The sequence below is a fragment of the Nocardia carnea genome (assembly GCF_029868855.1).
In the GTDB taxonomy this organism is placed as follows: Bacteria; Actinomycetota; Actinomycetes; order Mycobacteriales; family Mycobacteriaceae; genus Nocardia; species Nocardia carnea_A.
Genome location: NZ_JARWOV010000213.1, coordinates 1 through 14552 on the forward strand (window position 1 = coordinate 1; position 14552 = coordinate 14552).

Here is a 14552-nt window from a genome sequence, read left to right on the forward strand (position 1 = left end):
TGAACTATCTGGCGGATCCCGACCCCGATTTCGTGGCGGCCTTCGCCCAGACCAACGCCGGCGATATGTCGCCCAACCTGGACGGCAGGCCCGGTCACGGCCCTACCGCGCCGTCTTTCCCCCCCCCCCCTACCCCCCCCCGCCCCCCCCGGGCGCGCCCGGTTCGGGCATATTCGGTTGCGCCCCGGCCGGTTTCGGCCGGGGCTCACCTTTTCTGAACCTATCGGTTGCCCTCCCTGTGAGGTCGTGTGCGGCACCCGGCCGGACGCATGGGCGTCAGCGGCGTGAGCGCCCGGCGGCGAGCCGGGTTCTCCACCGCTCCGCTGCTGTCGACCGCATCCAGCTGCCGTATTCGAACCCGCCGAATTCCACAGGCCCTTTTCGATACTGGGACATTGGGCTACCGCGATACACCGGTAGCCGAACGAGGGTGCCGGATCGTATTCGGCCATCGGGTAATTCCGCCTGCTGTCGCGGATCACACGTTTGTTGCCGCACCAGTCCGACAATGCCCGGATCCGCCGCGGCGGTCCCGCGCGATCGGCGGATACCCATTCCGCCGGCCCGTCCGGCCGTTGCCATGGCCGGCTCCCTCAACGGGCCGGATACCCGCCGGTGATCAGCGGCACGATATGCCGGTGGGCGAATTCGGTGAGCCGGTCCTCGGAGTCGAGATCCACCGCACCTACCGGCTGCAAAATGAGCGAGTGCACGATCCGCGCGGCAATCTCGATCCGCGTCGCGAGGTCGGAGATATCCGGTAGCCGCAACCGGCGCAGCGCATCGCCCACCACGGTGGTGGCCGTGGTGATCGCCATCGTGAAGAACGCACCACCCTCGGTGGTGAGCTGCGGCAGCAACCGGTCCGGCTCCACCGCGAGCACCCGATTGACCAGGGGATGATTACGCCACCGGCTGATAACGGTGACGAAGAGATCGGCAACGACAGCATCGACCGTCGCGTGCTGTGCGGCAATCCCGTGCAGTTCAGCGAGGAGCGTGCGGACCTCACGCGTGGTGACCGCGCGGACCAGCTCGTCGCGTGACCCGATGCGCCGGTAGACGGTGCCGCGGTCGACGGCCGCCGCACGGGCGACATCCCCGATCGTCGTCTTCCGCACGCCGAGGCGTTCGAACTGCCGTCGTGCCGCGTCGAGGATACGGTCTTCGATATTGTCCGGAAACGGGTCTTTCGAGGTAGGGGCGGTAGCGGGCACGCCGGACACGCTAGCAGCGGATACCCCGTCGGCAACAATCCGGAAGAATTTGTTGCGACCACATTGCAAGGGAATATGTTGCATTGTACGGTTCAGGGCATGGCTGATGACAGCGCACCGACGCGCACCTATCGCGAGGAAGCGCACGCGATCCACGCGCGGGACGTGCACTTCGACTTCTCCGGCGTCCCGATGCACTACATCCCCGGCGAAGTGCTGGCGACCCATGTCACCAATGTGATGCACCTGGTCCTCCCCGAAGGCGAACGCGCCATGGCGGCCTGCCTGGCCGAGGCCCTGCCGTATATCGACGACGAACGGCTCCGCGAGGAGGTCACCGGGTTCATCGGCCAGGAATCGATGCACGCCGGCAGCCACGAGGGCGCGCGCAACCATCTGCAGTCGATCGGGCTGGATGTCGAAAACTACGTCGCCAAGATCGCCTGGCTCGTCGACCGGGTGCTCGGCGACCACGGGCTCAGCGGCCGCGCCGAACAGGAGTGGCTCAAGGAGCGCTTGGGCCTGTTCGCCGGGATGGAGCATTTCACCGCGGTGATCGGTGAATGGCTGCTCGAATCGAAAGTACTCGAGGAACTCGGGATGGACCCGACAATGCTGGACCTGGTGCGCTGGCACGGTGCCGAGGAAGTCGAGCACCGCAGCGTGGTGTTCGACGCCTATATGCACGTCGACGGGGGCTATGCGCGCCGGGTCCGCACCGGCCTGCTCGCCAGCGGGCTGCTGTTGCCGTTGTTCGTCGTCTCCACTGCCTACCTCTACCGCAAGGACCCGAGCCCGGCCAAGGGGCGCTTCTGGGGACAGCAGTTCCTCAGCGCGACCGTGCGCGGTGTGATTCCCAGTTTCACCACGTTCTTCACCGAGATGCCGCGTTACCTGCGGCCGGGTTTCCACCCCTCGCAACTGGGTTCGATGGACAATGCCCTGCGCTATCTGGCGCACTCCCCGGCCGCCCGCGGATGAACACCCTCGGACCGGCACCGTCGCGAGGGCTGCAGCTGCTGGGTGTGGTCGTGGACGTCTACAAAAAGGTGTTCACCACACCCGCGCTGTCTCCACCGAACCCCGTACGCCGCGGCGGTTTCGACATAGATGTCACGGTGGAATCGGTACGGACCGAGGCGCAGGACGTGGTTTCGCTGACCCTGCTGCGCCCGGACGGGCGGAGACTGCCCGCCTGGCGTCCCGGTTCCCATCTGGATGTGTTCCTGCCCTCGGGGCGGCAACGCCAGTACTCCCTCTGCGGTGATCCGCGGGATCTCTCCCGCTACCGTATCGCCGTACGCCGACTGCCCGACGGTGACGGCGGGTCGACGGAGGCGCACTCGCTCGCGCCCGGCAACGCGCTGCGGATCCGCGGCCCGCGCAATGCGTTCACCTTCGTCGAGACCGCGCCCTCATACCTGTTCGTCGCCGCCGGGATCGGTATCACTCCGATACTCCCGATGGCGCGGGCAGCGGGTGACCGCGGGCGGCTGATGTATCTGGGTCGTTCCCGCGACACCATGCCGTTCCTCGGCGAACTCCCCACCGGCGCCGAAATCCGGCCCGACGACGAATTCGGCACCCCCGATATCCCGGCGATCCTGGCAGCCGCGCCGCCGGGCGCGGCGGTATATGTCTGCGGCCCGCCGCCCGTCCTGGAAGCAGCCCAGCGCAGCTTCTTCACGCTGAACCCGACGGGCTCACTGCATACCGAACGGTTCTCGGCACCGCCGATCGTCGACGGCCGGGAATTCGACCTCACCCTCGCCGCCTCCGGCCGGCAGGTGCGTGTGGGCGCGGCGGAACCCACGCTCGACGCCATCCGGAGGATCCGTCCCGACGCCGTCTTCTCCTGCCGCCAAGGTTTCTGCGGTACCTGCAAGACCAAGGTTCTCGCGGGCGATATCGACCACCGCGACCGCACCCTCACCGACGCCGAACGCCCCGGCCACATGCTTCCGTGTGTCTCCCGGTCCGCGGGCGGGCCGTTGGTTCTCGACCTCTGAAGCGAAAGGCCCAGCAGCACAATGCGTAACAGCTTCCCACTCGAATCGGCGGACGACGCCTTCCTGGACACCGCGGACCGGCGCTACACCCATATCGTCGATATCCCGGCCTCGCGCCGGCAGGTCTGGGAAGTCCTGACCGCCGACGATGCCCTGGTGTCGTGGTCGCCGGTGATCACGACCGCCCGCTGGACCGCGCCGCGTCCGTTCGGCGTCGGCACCACCCGGGAGGTGACCCTCGGGGGCGCGCTCCGCCTCGCCGAGCGCTTCTACCGCTGGGATGAGGAGACCCGGATGACCTTTACCGTCGATTCCGCGTCCGTACCGGGGCTGCGCCGTTTCGCCGAAGATCTCACCCTGCTGCCGCTGGGCACCGCGACCCGGCTGGTCTGGACTTTCGCGCTCGAAGGCGCTGCGCCGCTGCGGCCTGTGCTGGCCGCGGCGAGCCCGGTGAACCGCCTGGTCACCAAATCCATCGCCGAAGGCATCACCGGCCGGGTCCGCGCCGAATCGGTGGGGGCGCGGCGATGACCCCGGCGGATTCCCACGGCGCCCGCGCGGCCGCCGAACATCACAGCATCGTCGTGCTCGGGGCAGGTTTCGGCGGGATCGGGCTCGCGATCGCGCTACGGCAGGCCGGTTTCGACGATGTGGTGCTGCTGGAACGCGCCGCCGACCTGGGCGGCACCTGGCAGGCCAACACCTATCCGGGTTGCGCCTGCGATGTCCCGTCCCAGCTCTACAGCTACTCCTTCGCCCCGAATCCGGACTGGTCCCGGACCTACGGCCGGCAACCGGAGATCCTCGGCTATCTCCGCCGCGTCGCCACGGAACACGATGTGGTGCGCCATATCCGGTTGAACACCGAACTCACCGACGCTCGCTGGGACGACGGGGAGTCGCTGTGGCGGATAGCGACGTCGCGCGGCGCCCTCACCGCGGACTATTTCCTTTCCGCCGCCGGTATCTTCGCCGAAGCGAAGTATCCGGATCTGCCCGGCCTGGACGGCTTCGAGGGCACCGCGTTCCACTCTCTGCACTGGGACCACGATCACGATCTGACCGGTGAGCGGGTCGCGGTGATCGGCACCGGTGCGTCCGCGGTGCAGTTCATTCCCGAGATCCAGCCGCGGGTGGCGGCGTTGACGGTATTCCAGCGTTCGGCGCCGTGGATCGTGCCGCGGATGGACCGGCCCACGCTGGGCCTCGAGCGCAGCCTGCTGCGTCGTATCCCGCTGGCGCAGAAGGCGATCCGCGGTACCTGGTACGGCTTGATCGAGAGTTTCGGGCTGGTCGGTTTCGTCGACAACCGGTTCCGGCACCCCTTCGAGGTCCTCGGCCGCCTCCAACTGCTGCGCCAGATCCGGGATCCGCGGCTGCGCCGCAAGGCCACCCCCGATTACGTCATCGGCTGTAAGCGCGCCATTTTCTCCGACGCCTATCTACCGGCCTTGGACCAGGACAATGTGGAGGTGGTCACCGACGGTATCGCCGAGGTGCGGCCGCGGTCGATCGTCACCCGCACCGGGGACGAGATCGAGGTCGACACGATCATCTACGGCACCGGGTTCACCCCCATCCCCACCGCGTTCGAGCGGATCACCGGCCGCCACGGCCGCTCGATCGCCGAACTCTACTACGAAGAACCGCAAACCTATCTGGGCACGGCCATGGCGGGATTCCCGAACTTCTTCTGCACCCTCGGCCCGTTCGGCGCGGCCGGCAACCAGTCCGCCATCTTCATGCTGGAATCGCAGATCGCCTATATCGTCGACGCGCTGAGCACTCTGCGCGAACGCGGCGCCCGCCGGGTGGAGGTGCGCCGGGAAACCCAGGACGCCTTCGTCGGGGAAATGGAACGGCGCAGCGCGGACACGGTGTGGCTCACCGGGGGCTGCCAGACCTACTACACCACTCCCGACGGTCGCAATGCCGGACTGTATCCGAGCTGGAGTTTCGAATACCGCCGCCGCACCAGGCATTTCGATGCCGAATCCTATGAGGTGACCGTATGAAACCACCGTTACCCGCTCCCCTCGACCGGCTCACCGGACCGGTGTTCGCGGTGCAGGACAAGGTCGTACTGGTCACGGGCGCCGGACAAGGGATCGGGCGCGAACTCGTGACCATCCTGCACCGGCGGGGTGCCGTGATCGTGGCGGTCGATATCGACGAGGCCGCCGCCCGGCGCGCCGCGGACGAGCTGGGTTCCCGGGCGCACGGAATCGGCGCCGATGTCACCGACCGGGATCGGATGGAACAGGTGGTCGGCGAGGTGTCCGACCGGTTCGGGCGCCTCGACGTCGTGGTCGCCAATGCCGGTGTCACGCCGGTACCGGCGACATTGCGCACCATGGAACCGGGTGATTTCGACCGGGTGCTGAACATCAACCTCACCGGTGTGTTCAATACAGTGCATCCGGCGCTCGACGAGATCGTCCGCAGCCGGGGCCATGTCGTGGTGGTGTCCTCTTGCGCCGCATTCGCGCCCGGGATGGGCGGTTCGCCGTACATGATCAGCAAGGCCGCGGTCGAGCAGCTGGGGCGGGCGCTGCGGGTCGAACTGGCCGCTTCCGGTGCCACCGCCGGAATCGCCTACTTCGGTCTGGTCGAGACGCCGATGACCCATGCCGTGCTCGACGCCGACGACCTCGGCCGCCGGATCAACGATCTGCTGCCGTGGCCGCTGAGCGTGCGGATCACCGCCGAACAGGCCGCGCGCACCATCGCCGACGGTATCTCCCGGCGCGCGCCACGCACCATCGCCCCCAGCGGGTGGCAGCCCTACGCCCTGCTCCGCGGGGTGATCAACACCGTTCTCGACAGCCGGTTGGCGGGCGATTCGGCGGTGCACGACATCGTGCGCGCGATCGAGAAACGGCGATGACCGCACCGCGGATGCGGGGTTCGTGGCAGGCGCGCACCGTCCGGCAGGTGTCGGCGCTCACCGCACGCCGGCTCGCCGCGGCCGCGCCCGTGAATGCCTGCACACTCCCCTTCGCCCGCGCCCTGATCGATCAGGCATTGCGTACGGTCGCACCGACCGTGTCCGGCACCACGGTCGAATATGTTCGCGACGGCCGTGTCGCAGGAGAATGGGTGCGTGGGCCGCGGGCCGGCCGGACCGATGCCGTTGTGCTGTATGTGCACGGTGGCGGGTTCGTCGCCGGGTCCGCGTCCGGATATCGCGGAGTGGCCGCGCGGCTGTCCACCGCGACCCGGCTGCCCGTTTTCACCCTGGACTACCGTCTCGCGCCCGAACATCCGCACCCGGCGGCCCCACAGGACCTCGACCACGCATTCCGGTGGCTGACCGGCCGCGGTCACCCGCCCGGCCGGATCGTCGTCGCGGGCGATTCCGCGGGCGGGTTCCTCGCCGCGGATTTCGTCATCGACCGGGCGCGCACCGGGCTGCCCGCGCCCGGCGGTGTGGTCTTGTTCTCGCCGATGGTGGATCTGAGCCTCGGTGTGGCCACCGGTTACGAGGGGGCGCGGGCCTGCGGCCTGCTGTCGGCCGGGCTGTCGCGCCGCGCCGTCACCCGTTTCACCCCGGACCCCTACGAGTTGCTGCCCGCCCGTGGTAAACCGCTGCCACCGGCACTTATCCACGCCGGCGATACCGAATTCTTCGGCGGTGACGCCGTCGCCCTCGCGCAGCGGTGGACCGCAACCGGTGCGGTCTGCGAATTGCAGGTGTGGCCCGACCAGATCCATGCCTTCCAGGTGCTGCCCGCCCTGATTCCGGAATCGCGGCTCGCCTACCGGTCCGCGGCCCGCTTCGTCGCCGCGGCTCTCGATACCACCGCAGCCGCGGTCTGATCCGAAAGATTCTCCCGTTGAGCACAGTTCGTTCCGAAACCCTGCCCGCCGCGTTCCAGCATATCGCCGCCGTGGACCCCGCCGCAGTAGCGCTCCGCACGCCCGGCAATACCCGAACCGTGACATGGGGTGAGTACGCCCGGCAGGTCCGCGAATTCGCCGCCGGACTCGCCGCGCTCGGGGTCGGCCGCGGTGACACGGTCGCGCTGATGATGGGCAACCGGCCGGAGTTCTACCCGCTCGAGGTGGCCGCCCAGCATCTCGGCGCGACCTCGTTCTCGGTGTACAACACCCTGCCGGCCGGTCAGCTCGGGTACGTACTCGGCAATGCCGGTGCCCGGGTGGTGATCTGCGAACCGCAGTACGTTGCGCGCCTGCGGGAGTGCGGGGTCGCCTTCGCGCATCTGATCTGCCTCGACGACGCCCCGGCGGGGACTCTTCCGGTAGCCGGGTTGCGTACTGCGGGCGCCGCGGATTTCGATTTCGAGGCGGCCTGGCGCGCCGTGCGGCCCGACGATGTGGCGACCCTGATCTACACCTCCGGCACCACGGGCGCCCCGAAGGGCGTGGAGACCACCCACGCGAACCTGTTGTTCCAGATATACGGGGTCGCCGAGGTGCTCGGAATCGAATTCGGCGACACCATCACCTCGTATATGCCTTCGGCGCATATCGCCGACCGGCTCACCGCGCTCTACGCGCAGGAAGTGCTCGGCGTGCAGGTGACCTGTGTGCCCGACCCGTCGGGGATCGCGGCGGCGCTGGCCGATCTGCACCCGACCATCTGGGGCGCGGTGCCCCGGGTATGGGAGAAGATCCGGGCCGCCGTCGAATTCGAGGTTGCCGCCGAACCGGACACCGAACGGCGCACCGCCATGCAGTGGGCGCTGTCGGTGGCCGCCACCCGCGGCGAATACGCTCTGTCGGGCCGCGAGCTCCCCGATGATCTGGCCGCCGACTGGCAGCGCGCCGACGAGCTGGTTCTGCGGGGCTGCGGACGGCACTCGGTTTCGACCGGATGCGCTGGGCGATGTCGGGCGCCGCGCCCATTCCACCGGAGACACTGGGTTTCTTCGCCGGCCTCGGCGTACCGATCACCGAGATCTGGGGGATGTCGGAACTGTCGTGCATCTGCACCGTGAGCCATCCCCGCGAGGTGCGGCTGGGTACGGTCGGAACGCTGCTGCCGGGGATGGAAGCCCGGACCGCGCCCGACGGTGAACTCCAGGTGCGCGGGCCACTGGTGATGAAGGGGTATCGGGGCCTGCCGGAGAAAACCGCCGAGGCGATCGATCCGGACGGCTGGTTGTCCACCGGCGATATCGTGACCGTCGACCCGGACGGCTACTTCACCGTCGTCGACCGCAAGAAGGAAATCATCATCAACGCGTCCGGCAAGAACATGTCGCCGGCGCATATCGAGAACACGATCAAGGCGGCCACGCCCCTCATCGGCGCCATGGCGGTGATCGGCGACGGCCGCCCCTACAACACCGCGCTCGTGGTCCTCGACGCCGAAACCACCGGCCCCTACGCCGAGCAGCACGGGCTTGCCGACGCCTCCCCCGCCGCACTCGCCGCCGACCCCGCGGTGCTGGCGGCGATCGCAGCGGGTATCGCCGCCGGAAACACGCGGCTGGCCCGGGTCGAACAGATCAAACGCTTCACCGTACTGCCGGTCCTCTGGGAGGCCGGCGGCGACGAGATCACCCTCACCATGAAGCTGAAACGCACCGTGGTGGCGGAGAAATATGCCGACCGGATCGCCGATCTCTACCGTGCCGAACCACCCGCCGAGGTCCGGGAACCAGCGGCCGAGGCCGAGGCGATACCGGCGCGACGGTAGAACCGGAGGCCGGGGCGCGGCCACACACCGCTCCCCGGCAGCCGGTCCGGTGCCGGCCACCGTTTCGTGGATGACCCGGCAGCCGCAATGGCGCACTTGTTCGCGTCCGCGTTCGAGCAGTTGCGCGGGCGGAGCGCCGTCGAGCACGGTGGATTCTCGGCCTCTTCCTGCACAGCCCGCCGCCGAACCGAACCACCGGCCGGGTCACACCTCGAGATCTTCTTCGATACCGCGCAGCTTGTGCCGGGCCAGAGCCAGATTCGCGCGTCCACGGTCGAGCGCGAGATAGAGGAACAATCCCTTCGACTTCCGGCCGGTCATCGGGCGGATGAGGTGGTACTGGGCGCTCAGCGTGATCAGGATGTCCTCGATATCCTCCTGCAGGCCGAGCTGTTCGATGGTCCGCAGTTTCGCGCGAACCACCTCGGTGTTGCCGGCGGCGGCGACGTGGAGGTCGAGGGTTTTCGAGCTGCCGAGCATACCCAGCGCCATACCGCTGTTGTAGTCGACGACGGCCGCGCCGAGGGCACCGTCGATCGACATCATTTCCTTCAGCGCCAAATCCATATCGGACACAGGTCTTTCCTTTCGATGGGTTATTCGGGTCTTCCGTCGGTTCTGCCGGGTTCGCGGGCGGTGCCCGCCAGATGTCCGGCGATAGTGCGCGCCACCGGACGCGATTCGAGATGCAGCCGGCCGATATTCACGTCCGGTTCCGCGAGAACGGTCAGCGACGCCCAGCCGGCCGCGTAGATGACGACGTGTCCGCGTGTCCCGTCCACCACGACCTCTTGGAAGCCGCCGCCGTGCGCGACGCCCGCCAGCCGGTCCGACAGCGACAGTTGCGCCGCGGCGAGCGCAGCCATTCCAGTGGGTTCGATATGTCCGGGTAGGTCGTGGGTGACCAGCAGACCGTCACTGGACGCCACCAGCGCTCCGACCAGTCCGGGCATCCGGGCCCGGAGCCCCGTGAGTTCCGCCTGTACCGCCGGGTGCGGAGCGGTTTCGGGCATCGGCACCTTCGTCAACCTCCCCATCAGATCGCCGAGCAATTTCCTGCGCGCCGTCACGCGAGCTCCTCCAGCGCCGAACGGAGACGCAGGAGCAGTGCCTGATCGACCGGCTCCCAATCGCTGTCCTCGGGAACCGGCACCGGTTGCCGCACCCGCCGGCGCAGGACCGGCTCGGCGCCCGGCCGTGGTGTGGGTGGCGGCGGCCGGTCCCCCGGTGGCTGGATCAACCCAGCCGCAGTGAGGTCGCGGACCGCCTCCAGGCAGCCGTACGCGGTGCGACCGAGGTCGCGGGCGATAACGGTGACACTGCGGCGGGTATCCGCTGCCGCCAGCACCTCGGCTTGACTGCCGGTGAGTACGACCCGGTTCCGGCGCACTCGGCGCACCGGAATCACAGGCGCTCGATCCACCAGCCGCGCCGGCCACGGCCCGGAATCCGGGTCGCCGCGGCGCGCGCATTCGCGCACCAATATCCTCGGCCGGATACGGCAGACCGGGGCCAGCCAATGTGGCGGCGCGGGCCGGAATTCGGGGACGGCCGGGGCGGACAGCAGGAAATAGGCGGCGTCGAAAACCGAGAGCAGCGCCAGGGTCTCGAGCAACGGTCGGCGCAGGACAGGGCCGGGATCGCCCGTGGCGGCGCGCTGCCAATCGTCGGCGCCGGCCACCCCGGCCGCCACGGCCAGCCGATCGAGTCCGGTGGTGCGGCGGCATTCGGCGGAAGCGATGGCACCGTCCGCGAGATGGAAGACGCCGTCGCCCGCGTGCAGCACGCCGGTGCTTCCCTCGTCTTCCAGGCGCCGCAGCTCGTCCGCGAGCTCAGTGCCCATGACCGTCCTCGGCCGAAGCCACCCCATGGTCACCGCCGGTAGGTTCCGCGTCATGACCGTTTCCGGTGAGGTCCGCGAGGATGCCGCGTAACCGGAACCGGGCCATCGCGAGATTGCCGGAGTCCTCGTCGAACAGTGCGTGCACGAACAGCCGGCCCTCGAAATCGCCGCGTACCAGGTCGATCAGGTGGTATCCCCCGGTGCCGCACACGATGATCTCGGTGAGGTCGTCATCGTCCGCACCGGTCGCGAGCGCCGGACAGCCGAGTACAGCGCGCACGACATCGGTTGTGGTGGCCGCATCCTCGTGCTGGTCGACCAGATCATGACGCCCGGCCCCCGCGATCGCCAGTCCACTCGCCCCGTCGACCAAGGTCACACTGCGCGCCCCCGGGATGTCCATGATGCGTTCCAGACATCCGTCGATACCGATCACTGCTGCGCCTCTACCTTGTTCATGAGTGTTTCAGATTGCAGAGACACTACACAGACTTGCGAACTATGTCGTGCGAACGCAGTAGTGCGTCCCGGTTGCGCCATTCGTCGCCGGTATCGGGGCGGGGAAAGGACAGTTCGGGGCGCCACGAAAGGTAGCCCTCCGCGGCTTCGGGCACTGCGGAATCGGAAACTTCGGCGAGCACAGCCGAACTCGAACCCTGTGCGGGAATGTTCGCGCCGGTCGGTCACCGATCCACACCGCCGGGCGGGGCACCCGGGCCGCCGAGTTCACCGGTGATGCCGTGCCGCCCGGACACCATGAGAAACGATTCGGCCGGTCCGGAAATCTCGCCGCCGCGGCAACGGGACCAGTCGAGATCGGTTGCCGACGATCGCAACCCGCGGATCCACCAGGCTCGGCGACTCGCCTCAGCGCGGTGTCGGAGTCGCCGGCAGGGCGGCGATATCGTCACATTCGGCGCGTGCCAGAACCACAACGTTCACCACGGTCCGCCGTCCATCCTGGGCGCGGAACCCCGACGCAGGCGGTGTTCCAGCAGAGCCTGCTCCGCGGGATTCCGGGTGAGCGCCAGCGCCTGCCGATCGGCCGCTGCCGCTTCGTCCTCGCGACCGAGTTCGCGGAGCAACTGGGCCCGAGTGGCATGCATCAGGTGATAGCCGGTGAGTTGGCCGGCGAGCCCGTCCACGGTCGCCAATGCCGCTTCCGCGCCCTCTACCCGGGCGCGGGCTATCGCCTGCTGTAACCGGACCACCGGTGACGGCGTCATCGCCGACAACAGGTCGTAGAGAACCACGATCTGCGGCCAGTCGGTGGCGGTCCAGTCCGGCGCCTCGGCATGGCAGGCCACGATCGCCGCCTGCACCTGGTACGGGCCCGGCCGTCGCAGCCGTCCGGCCGCGACGAGCAGGTCGATCGCCCGCGCGATGGCGGCATGATTCCAGCGGGAACGGTCCTGGTCGCGGAGCAGCACGATACGACCCGCATCGTCGAAGCGTGCCGCTTCCCGTGCGCGATGCAGCCGGATGAGCGCCAGCAGGCCCATCACCTCCGGTTCGCCGGGCAGCAACCGCTCCAGCAGCGCTGCCAGCCATTCCGCGTCGGCGGCCAGGCCGGGGTCGCCCGCGGATTCGGTCGCCAGGTAGCCCTCGTTGAACAGGAGGTAGATGACGGCGAGTACCTCGTCGAGGCGTTCGGCGAGTTCGGCGTCCGAGGGAGTGCGGAAGGGAATACCGGCCTGCGATATCTTCCGCTTCGCTCGGGTGATGCGCTGTGCGACAGTACTTTCCGGCACCAGGAACGCTTTCGCCAGCTGCCGGGTGTCCAGCCCGCACACCATGCGCAGCGTGAGGGCCACCTGCGCTTCGCGCGGGAGTGCGGGATGGCAGCAGATGAACATCAGCCGCAGCCGGTCGTCGGCCTCCGCCCGCACCGGCCACCGCAGCTCTCGGAGCTTGTCGCGGTAATTGGCCTCACGGCGCAAGATATCGAGGCCGCGTCGGCGGGCGACGGTGAACAACCACGCCTGTGGGTCGTCCGGGACTCCGTCGACCGGCCAGGTACGCAACGCCTTCTCGACCGCGTCGGACACCAGGTCCTCCGCGGCGGCGAAGTCACCGAGCAAGGTGACCAGCGACGCTGCCAGCCGGCTGCCGTGCTCGCGCAACACCGCGGCGAGGACCCGGCCGGGGTCGGCACCGGTCACATCAGGACCGGTCGTATCTCCACCAAGGGGCAACCCGGCCAGCTCCGGGCCATGGCGAGCGCTTCGTCCAGGTCCGAGACATTCACCTCCACATATCCGCTGACGATCTCCTTGCCCTCGACGAACGGGCCGTCGGTGACGAGGGGACCGCCGGCCGCGTCGAGCCGGATGGTGGTCGCGGTATCGCCGCCGCCGAGTTTGCGGTTGTGCAGGATCTTGTCGCCGTGCTCGGCCAACCAGGCCTGGACCCGGGCGAAGCCCTGTTCGCGGGCGGTATCGTCCATGGCCTCCCAGTCCTTCTCCCACTGCTCGGTCTCACAGAACATCAGCACGTATTTCATGCTCGAACACCTCCTTCACCCATTAGACGATCGGCGCGCCCCGGAATCCGACAGCGACGGAGAATTCCCGATTGCGATATGAGCACCCCGACGGCGTGAGACCGCATCGGTCAATTCCGGCCCGACTCCACCGGCAGGCCGAGATGTGCGGTGAGTTCCGCGACCGCCGAACGGCCCGCCCGGTTCGCGCCGATGGTGCTGGCGGACGGTCCGTAGCCGATGAGGTGGATCCGCGGGTCCGCCGCGACCTGGGTCGCCGAGCGGCCGGTCATGGTGATCCCGCCGCCGGCGCCCCGCAGCGCCAGCGGGGCCAGATGGTCGAGGGCGCTGCGGAATCCGGTGGCCCACAGGATCACCTGCGCCGGTTGGAAAGTCCCGTCGGACCAGCGCACACCGTCCGGCTCGATATGTTCGAACATCGGCAGCCGATGCAGGACGCCGCGGTCGCGCGCGGCGCGCAGGCGTTCGGTCAACGGTAGCCCGGTCACCGAGACCACCGAACCGGGCGGCAATCCGCGGCGCACCCGGTCTTCGACGATGGCCACCGCGCGCCGGCCCGCGTCCTGGTCGAACGGTTCTTCGCGGAAGACCGGTTCGGACCGGGTCACCCAGGTGGTAGTGGTGACCCGGGAGATCTCGTCGAGCAACTGGACAGCCGAGATACCACCGCCCACCACCACGACGTGCTGCCCCGCGAACTCCTGCGGTTCGCGATACTCGCGCGTGTGCAGCTGGCGGCCGGCGAAAACTTCCGCGCCGCGATAGTGCGGTACGAACGGGCGTTCCCACGTGCCGGTGCCGTTGATCAGGCCCCGTACGCGCAGGGTGCCGGCATTATCGGTTTCGGCGTGCAACAGTCCGTCGCGTTCGCGGCGATCGCAGACCACGCGGACGGTCACCGGCCGGTGTACGCGCAGCCCGAAATGTTCTTCGTAGCGCCGGTAGTAGTACGGAACGGCCGTCGCGGCAGGCACATCGGCGGTTTCCGTGGCACCGGGCGGCAGATTCTCCGCGAACGACATACCCGGCAGATCGTGCACCCGGTTGACGGTGCTCAGGGTGAGCGACGGCCAGCGGAACTGCCAGGCACCGCCGGGCCCCGGGGCGTGGTCCACGAGCAGGAAATCGGTTCCGGGAATCAGCCCGCGCCGCTGCAAATGGTAACCGGCAGACAATCCGGACTGACCGGCCCCGATCACCAGGATCTGGAAATCCGGCCCGGCCGGGCTCGCTGCGTCGGTCACCATGGTCGCCGATGCTAGCCCGGGGCGGTGACACGGTGATCCCGGTTCAGCTGGGTACGCATCCGGATGCG

At 68.6% G+C, this 14552-nt stretch carries 17 protein-coding genes and 1 pseudogene; 8 read left to right on the plus strand and 10 right to left on the minus strand.

Annotated features, from left to right (window positions below):
* Nucleotides 1-218 (plus strand): hypothetical protein (locus QH195_RS20550; protein ID WP_280436657.1); only part of this gene is annotated, 218 nt, incomplete at its 5' end.
* Between the two features lie 375 nt (nucleotides 219-593).
* Here the strand turns inward: QH195_RS20550 and QH195_RS20555 are convergent.
* On the minus strand, nucleotides 594-1217 hold the full coding sequence (locus tag QH195_RS20555; RefSeq protein ID WP_280436637.1) for a TetR/AcrR family transcriptional regulator: 624 nt from the start codon (nucleotides 1215-1217) through the stop codon (nucleotides 594-596).
* Nucleotides 1218-1316: 99 nt separating this feature from the next.
* On the opposite strand from QH195_RS20555, the gene QH195_RS20560 reads away from it, so the two are divergent.
* The 7 genes and pseudogenes from QH195_RS20560 to fadD11 all read left to right on the plus strand — a co-directional run bounded on the left by QH195_RS20560 (nucleotide 1317) and on the right by fadD11 (nucleotide 8891).
* Nucleotides 1317-2198, plus strand: coding sequence for a metal-dependent hydrolase (locus tag QH195_RS20560; protein ID WP_280436638.1), 882 nt, complete (start codon nucleotides 1317-1319; stop codon nucleotides 2196-2198).
* Nucleotides 2195-3226 (plus strand): PDR/VanB family oxidoreductase, encoded by a 1032-nt coding sequence (locus QH195_RS20565; RefSeq protein WP_280436639.1) that lies wholly within the window; start codon nucleotides 2195-2197, stop codon nucleotides 3224-3226. Before QH195_RS20560 ends, QH195_RS20565 begins: the two co-directional genes overlap by 4 nt.
* Before the next feature lie 21 nt (nucleotides 3227-3247).
* Nucleotides 3248-3757: an SRPBCC family protein gene (locus tag QH195_RS20570; protein WP_280436640.1), complete on the plus strand. Its 510-nt coding sequence runs from the start codon at nucleotides 3248-3250 to the stop codon at nucleotides 3755-3757.
* Nucleotides 3754-5241 (plus strand): flavin-containing monooxygenase, encoded by a 1488-nt coding sequence (locus QH195_RS20575; RefSeq protein ID WP_280425756.1) that lies wholly within the window; start codon nucleotides 3754-3756, stop codon nucleotides 5239-5241. The genes QH195_RS20570 and QH195_RS20575 overlap by 4 nt, the downstream gene beginning before the upstream one ends.
* The gene (locus QH195_RS20580) at nucleotides 5238-6113 is read left to right on the plus strand and encodes a short-chain dehydrogenase/reductase (protein ID WP_280425755.1); all 876 of its coding nucleotides are present in this window, start codon (nucleotides 5238-5240) and stop codon (nucleotides 6111-6113) included. Before QH195_RS20575 ends, QH195_RS20580 begins: the two co-directional genes overlap by 4 nt.
* Nucleotides 6110-7045 carry an alpha/beta hydrolase gene (locus QH195_RS20585; protein WP_280436641.1) on the plus strand — a complete coding sequence of 312 codons (936 nt, stop codon included), beginning with the start codon at nucleotides 6110-6112 and terminating at the stop codon, nucleotides 7043-7045. Before QH195_RS20580 ends, QH195_RS20585 begins: the two co-directional genes overlap by 4 nt.
* 17 nt (nucleotides 7046-7062) lie before the next feature.
* Nucleotides 7063-8891, plus strand: a pseudogene (fadD11, locus tag QH195_RS20590) (fatty acid--CoA ligase FadD11).
* Nucleotides 8892-9095: 204 nt separating this feature from the next.
* Here fadD11 and QH195_RS20595 read toward each other — a convergent pair.
* From QH195_RS20595 to QH195_RS20635, 9 genes are all read right to left on the minus strand, one after another.
* On the minus strand, nucleotides 9096-9467 hold the full coding sequence (locus QH195_RS20595; protein ID WP_280423619.1) for a hypothetical protein: 372 nt from the start codon (nucleotides 9465-9467) through the stop codon (nucleotides 9096-9098).
* Between the two features lie 20 nt (nucleotides 9468-9487).
* Complete coding sequence (locus tag QH195_RS20600; RefSeq protein WP_280423618.1) at nucleotides 9488-9961, minus strand: roadblock/LC7 domain-containing protein; 474 nt, start codon at nucleotides 9959-9961, stop codon at nucleotides 9488-9490.
* The gene (locus QH195_RS20605) at nucleotides 9958-10734 is read right to left on the minus strand and encodes a hypothetical protein (protein WP_280436642.1); all 777 of its coding nucleotides are present in this window, start codon (nucleotides 10732-10734) and stop codon (nucleotides 9958-9960) included. The genes QH195_RS20600 and QH195_RS20605 overlap by 4 nt, the downstream gene beginning before the upstream one ends.
* The gene (locus QH195_RS20610; protein WP_280423616.1) at nucleotides 10724-11170 is read right to left on the minus strand and encodes a hypothetical protein; all 447 of its coding nucleotides are present in this window, start codon (nucleotides 11168-11170) and stop codon (nucleotides 10724-10726) included. The genes QH195_RS20605 and QH195_RS20610 overlap by 11 nt, the downstream gene beginning before the upstream one ends.
* 46 nt (nucleotides 11171-11216) lie before the next feature.
* Complete coding sequence (locus QH195_RS20615) at nucleotides 11217-11375, minus strand: hypothetical protein (protein WP_280436643.1); 159 nt, start codon at nucleotides 11373-11375, stop codon at nucleotides 11217-11219.
* Between the two features lie 42 nt (nucleotides 11376-11417).
* Nucleotides 11418-11570, minus strand: a complete 153-nt coding sequence (locus tag QH195_RS20620; protein WP_280436644.1) for a hypothetical protein — start codon at nucleotides 11568-11570, stop codon at nucleotides 11418-11420.
* A 102-nt stretch (nucleotides 11571-11672) separates the two neighbouring features.
* Nucleotides 11673-12896, minus strand: a complete 1224-nt coding sequence (locus tag QH195_RS20625) for an RNA polymerase sigma factor (protein WP_280436645.1) — start codon at nucleotides 12894-12896, stop codon at nucleotides 11673-11675.
* Complete coding sequence (locus QH195_RS20630) at nucleotides 12893-13237, minus strand: YciI family protein (RefSeq protein ID WP_280423613.1); 345 nt, start codon at nucleotides 13235-13237, stop codon at nucleotides 12893-12895. Before QH195_RS20630 ends, QH195_RS20625 begins: the two co-directional genes overlap by 4 nt.
* Nucleotides 13238-13347: 110 nt before the next feature.
* Nucleotides 13348-14484: an NAD(P)-binding domain-containing protein gene (locus QH195_RS20635; RefSeq protein ID WP_280436646.1), complete on the minus strand. Its 1137-nt coding sequence runs from the start codon at nucleotides 14482-14484 to the stop codon at nucleotides 13348-13350.
* Nucleotides 14485-14552: the final 68 nt, after the last annotated feature.

Bases quoted from the DNA above. Each gene is read 5' to 3' on its own strand.
- QH195_RS20570 (WP_280436640.1), top strand. From the start codon at position 3,248: ATGCGTAACAGCTTCCCACTCGAATCGGCGGACGACGCCTTCCTGGAC.
- QH195_RS20580 (WP_280425755.1), top strand. From the start codon at position 5,238: ATGAAACCACCGTTACCCGCTCCCCTCGACCGGCTCACCGGACCGGTG.
- QH195_RS20560 (WP_280436638.1), top strand. From the start codon at position 1,317: ATGGCTGATGACAGCGCACCGACGCGCACCTATCGCGAGGAAGCGCAC.
- QH195_RS20605 (WP_280436642.1), bottom strand. From the start codon at position 10,734: ATGGGCACTGAGCTCGCGGACGAGCTGCGGCGCCTGGAAGACGAGGGA.
- QH195_RS20575 (WP_280425756.1), top strand. From the start codon at position 3,754: ATGACCCCGGCGGATTCCCACGGCGCCCGCGCGGCCGCCGAACATCAC.
- QH195_RS20585 (WP_280436641.1), top strand. From the start codon at position 6,110: ATGACCGCACCGCGGATGCGGGGTTCGTGGCAGGCGCGCACCGTCCGG.
- QH195_RS20565 (WP_280436639.1), top strand. From the start codon at position 2,195: ATGAACACCCTCGGACCGGCACCGTCGCGAGGGCTGCAGCTGCTGGGT.
- QH195_RS20630 (WP_280423613.1), bottom strand. From the start codon at position 13,237: ATGAAATACGTGCTGATGTTCTGTGAGACCGAGCAGTGGGAGAAGGAC.
- QH195_RS20635 (WP_280436646.1), bottom strand. From the start codon at position 14,484: ATGGTGACCGACGCAGCGAGCCCGGCCGGGCCGGATTTCCAGATCCTG.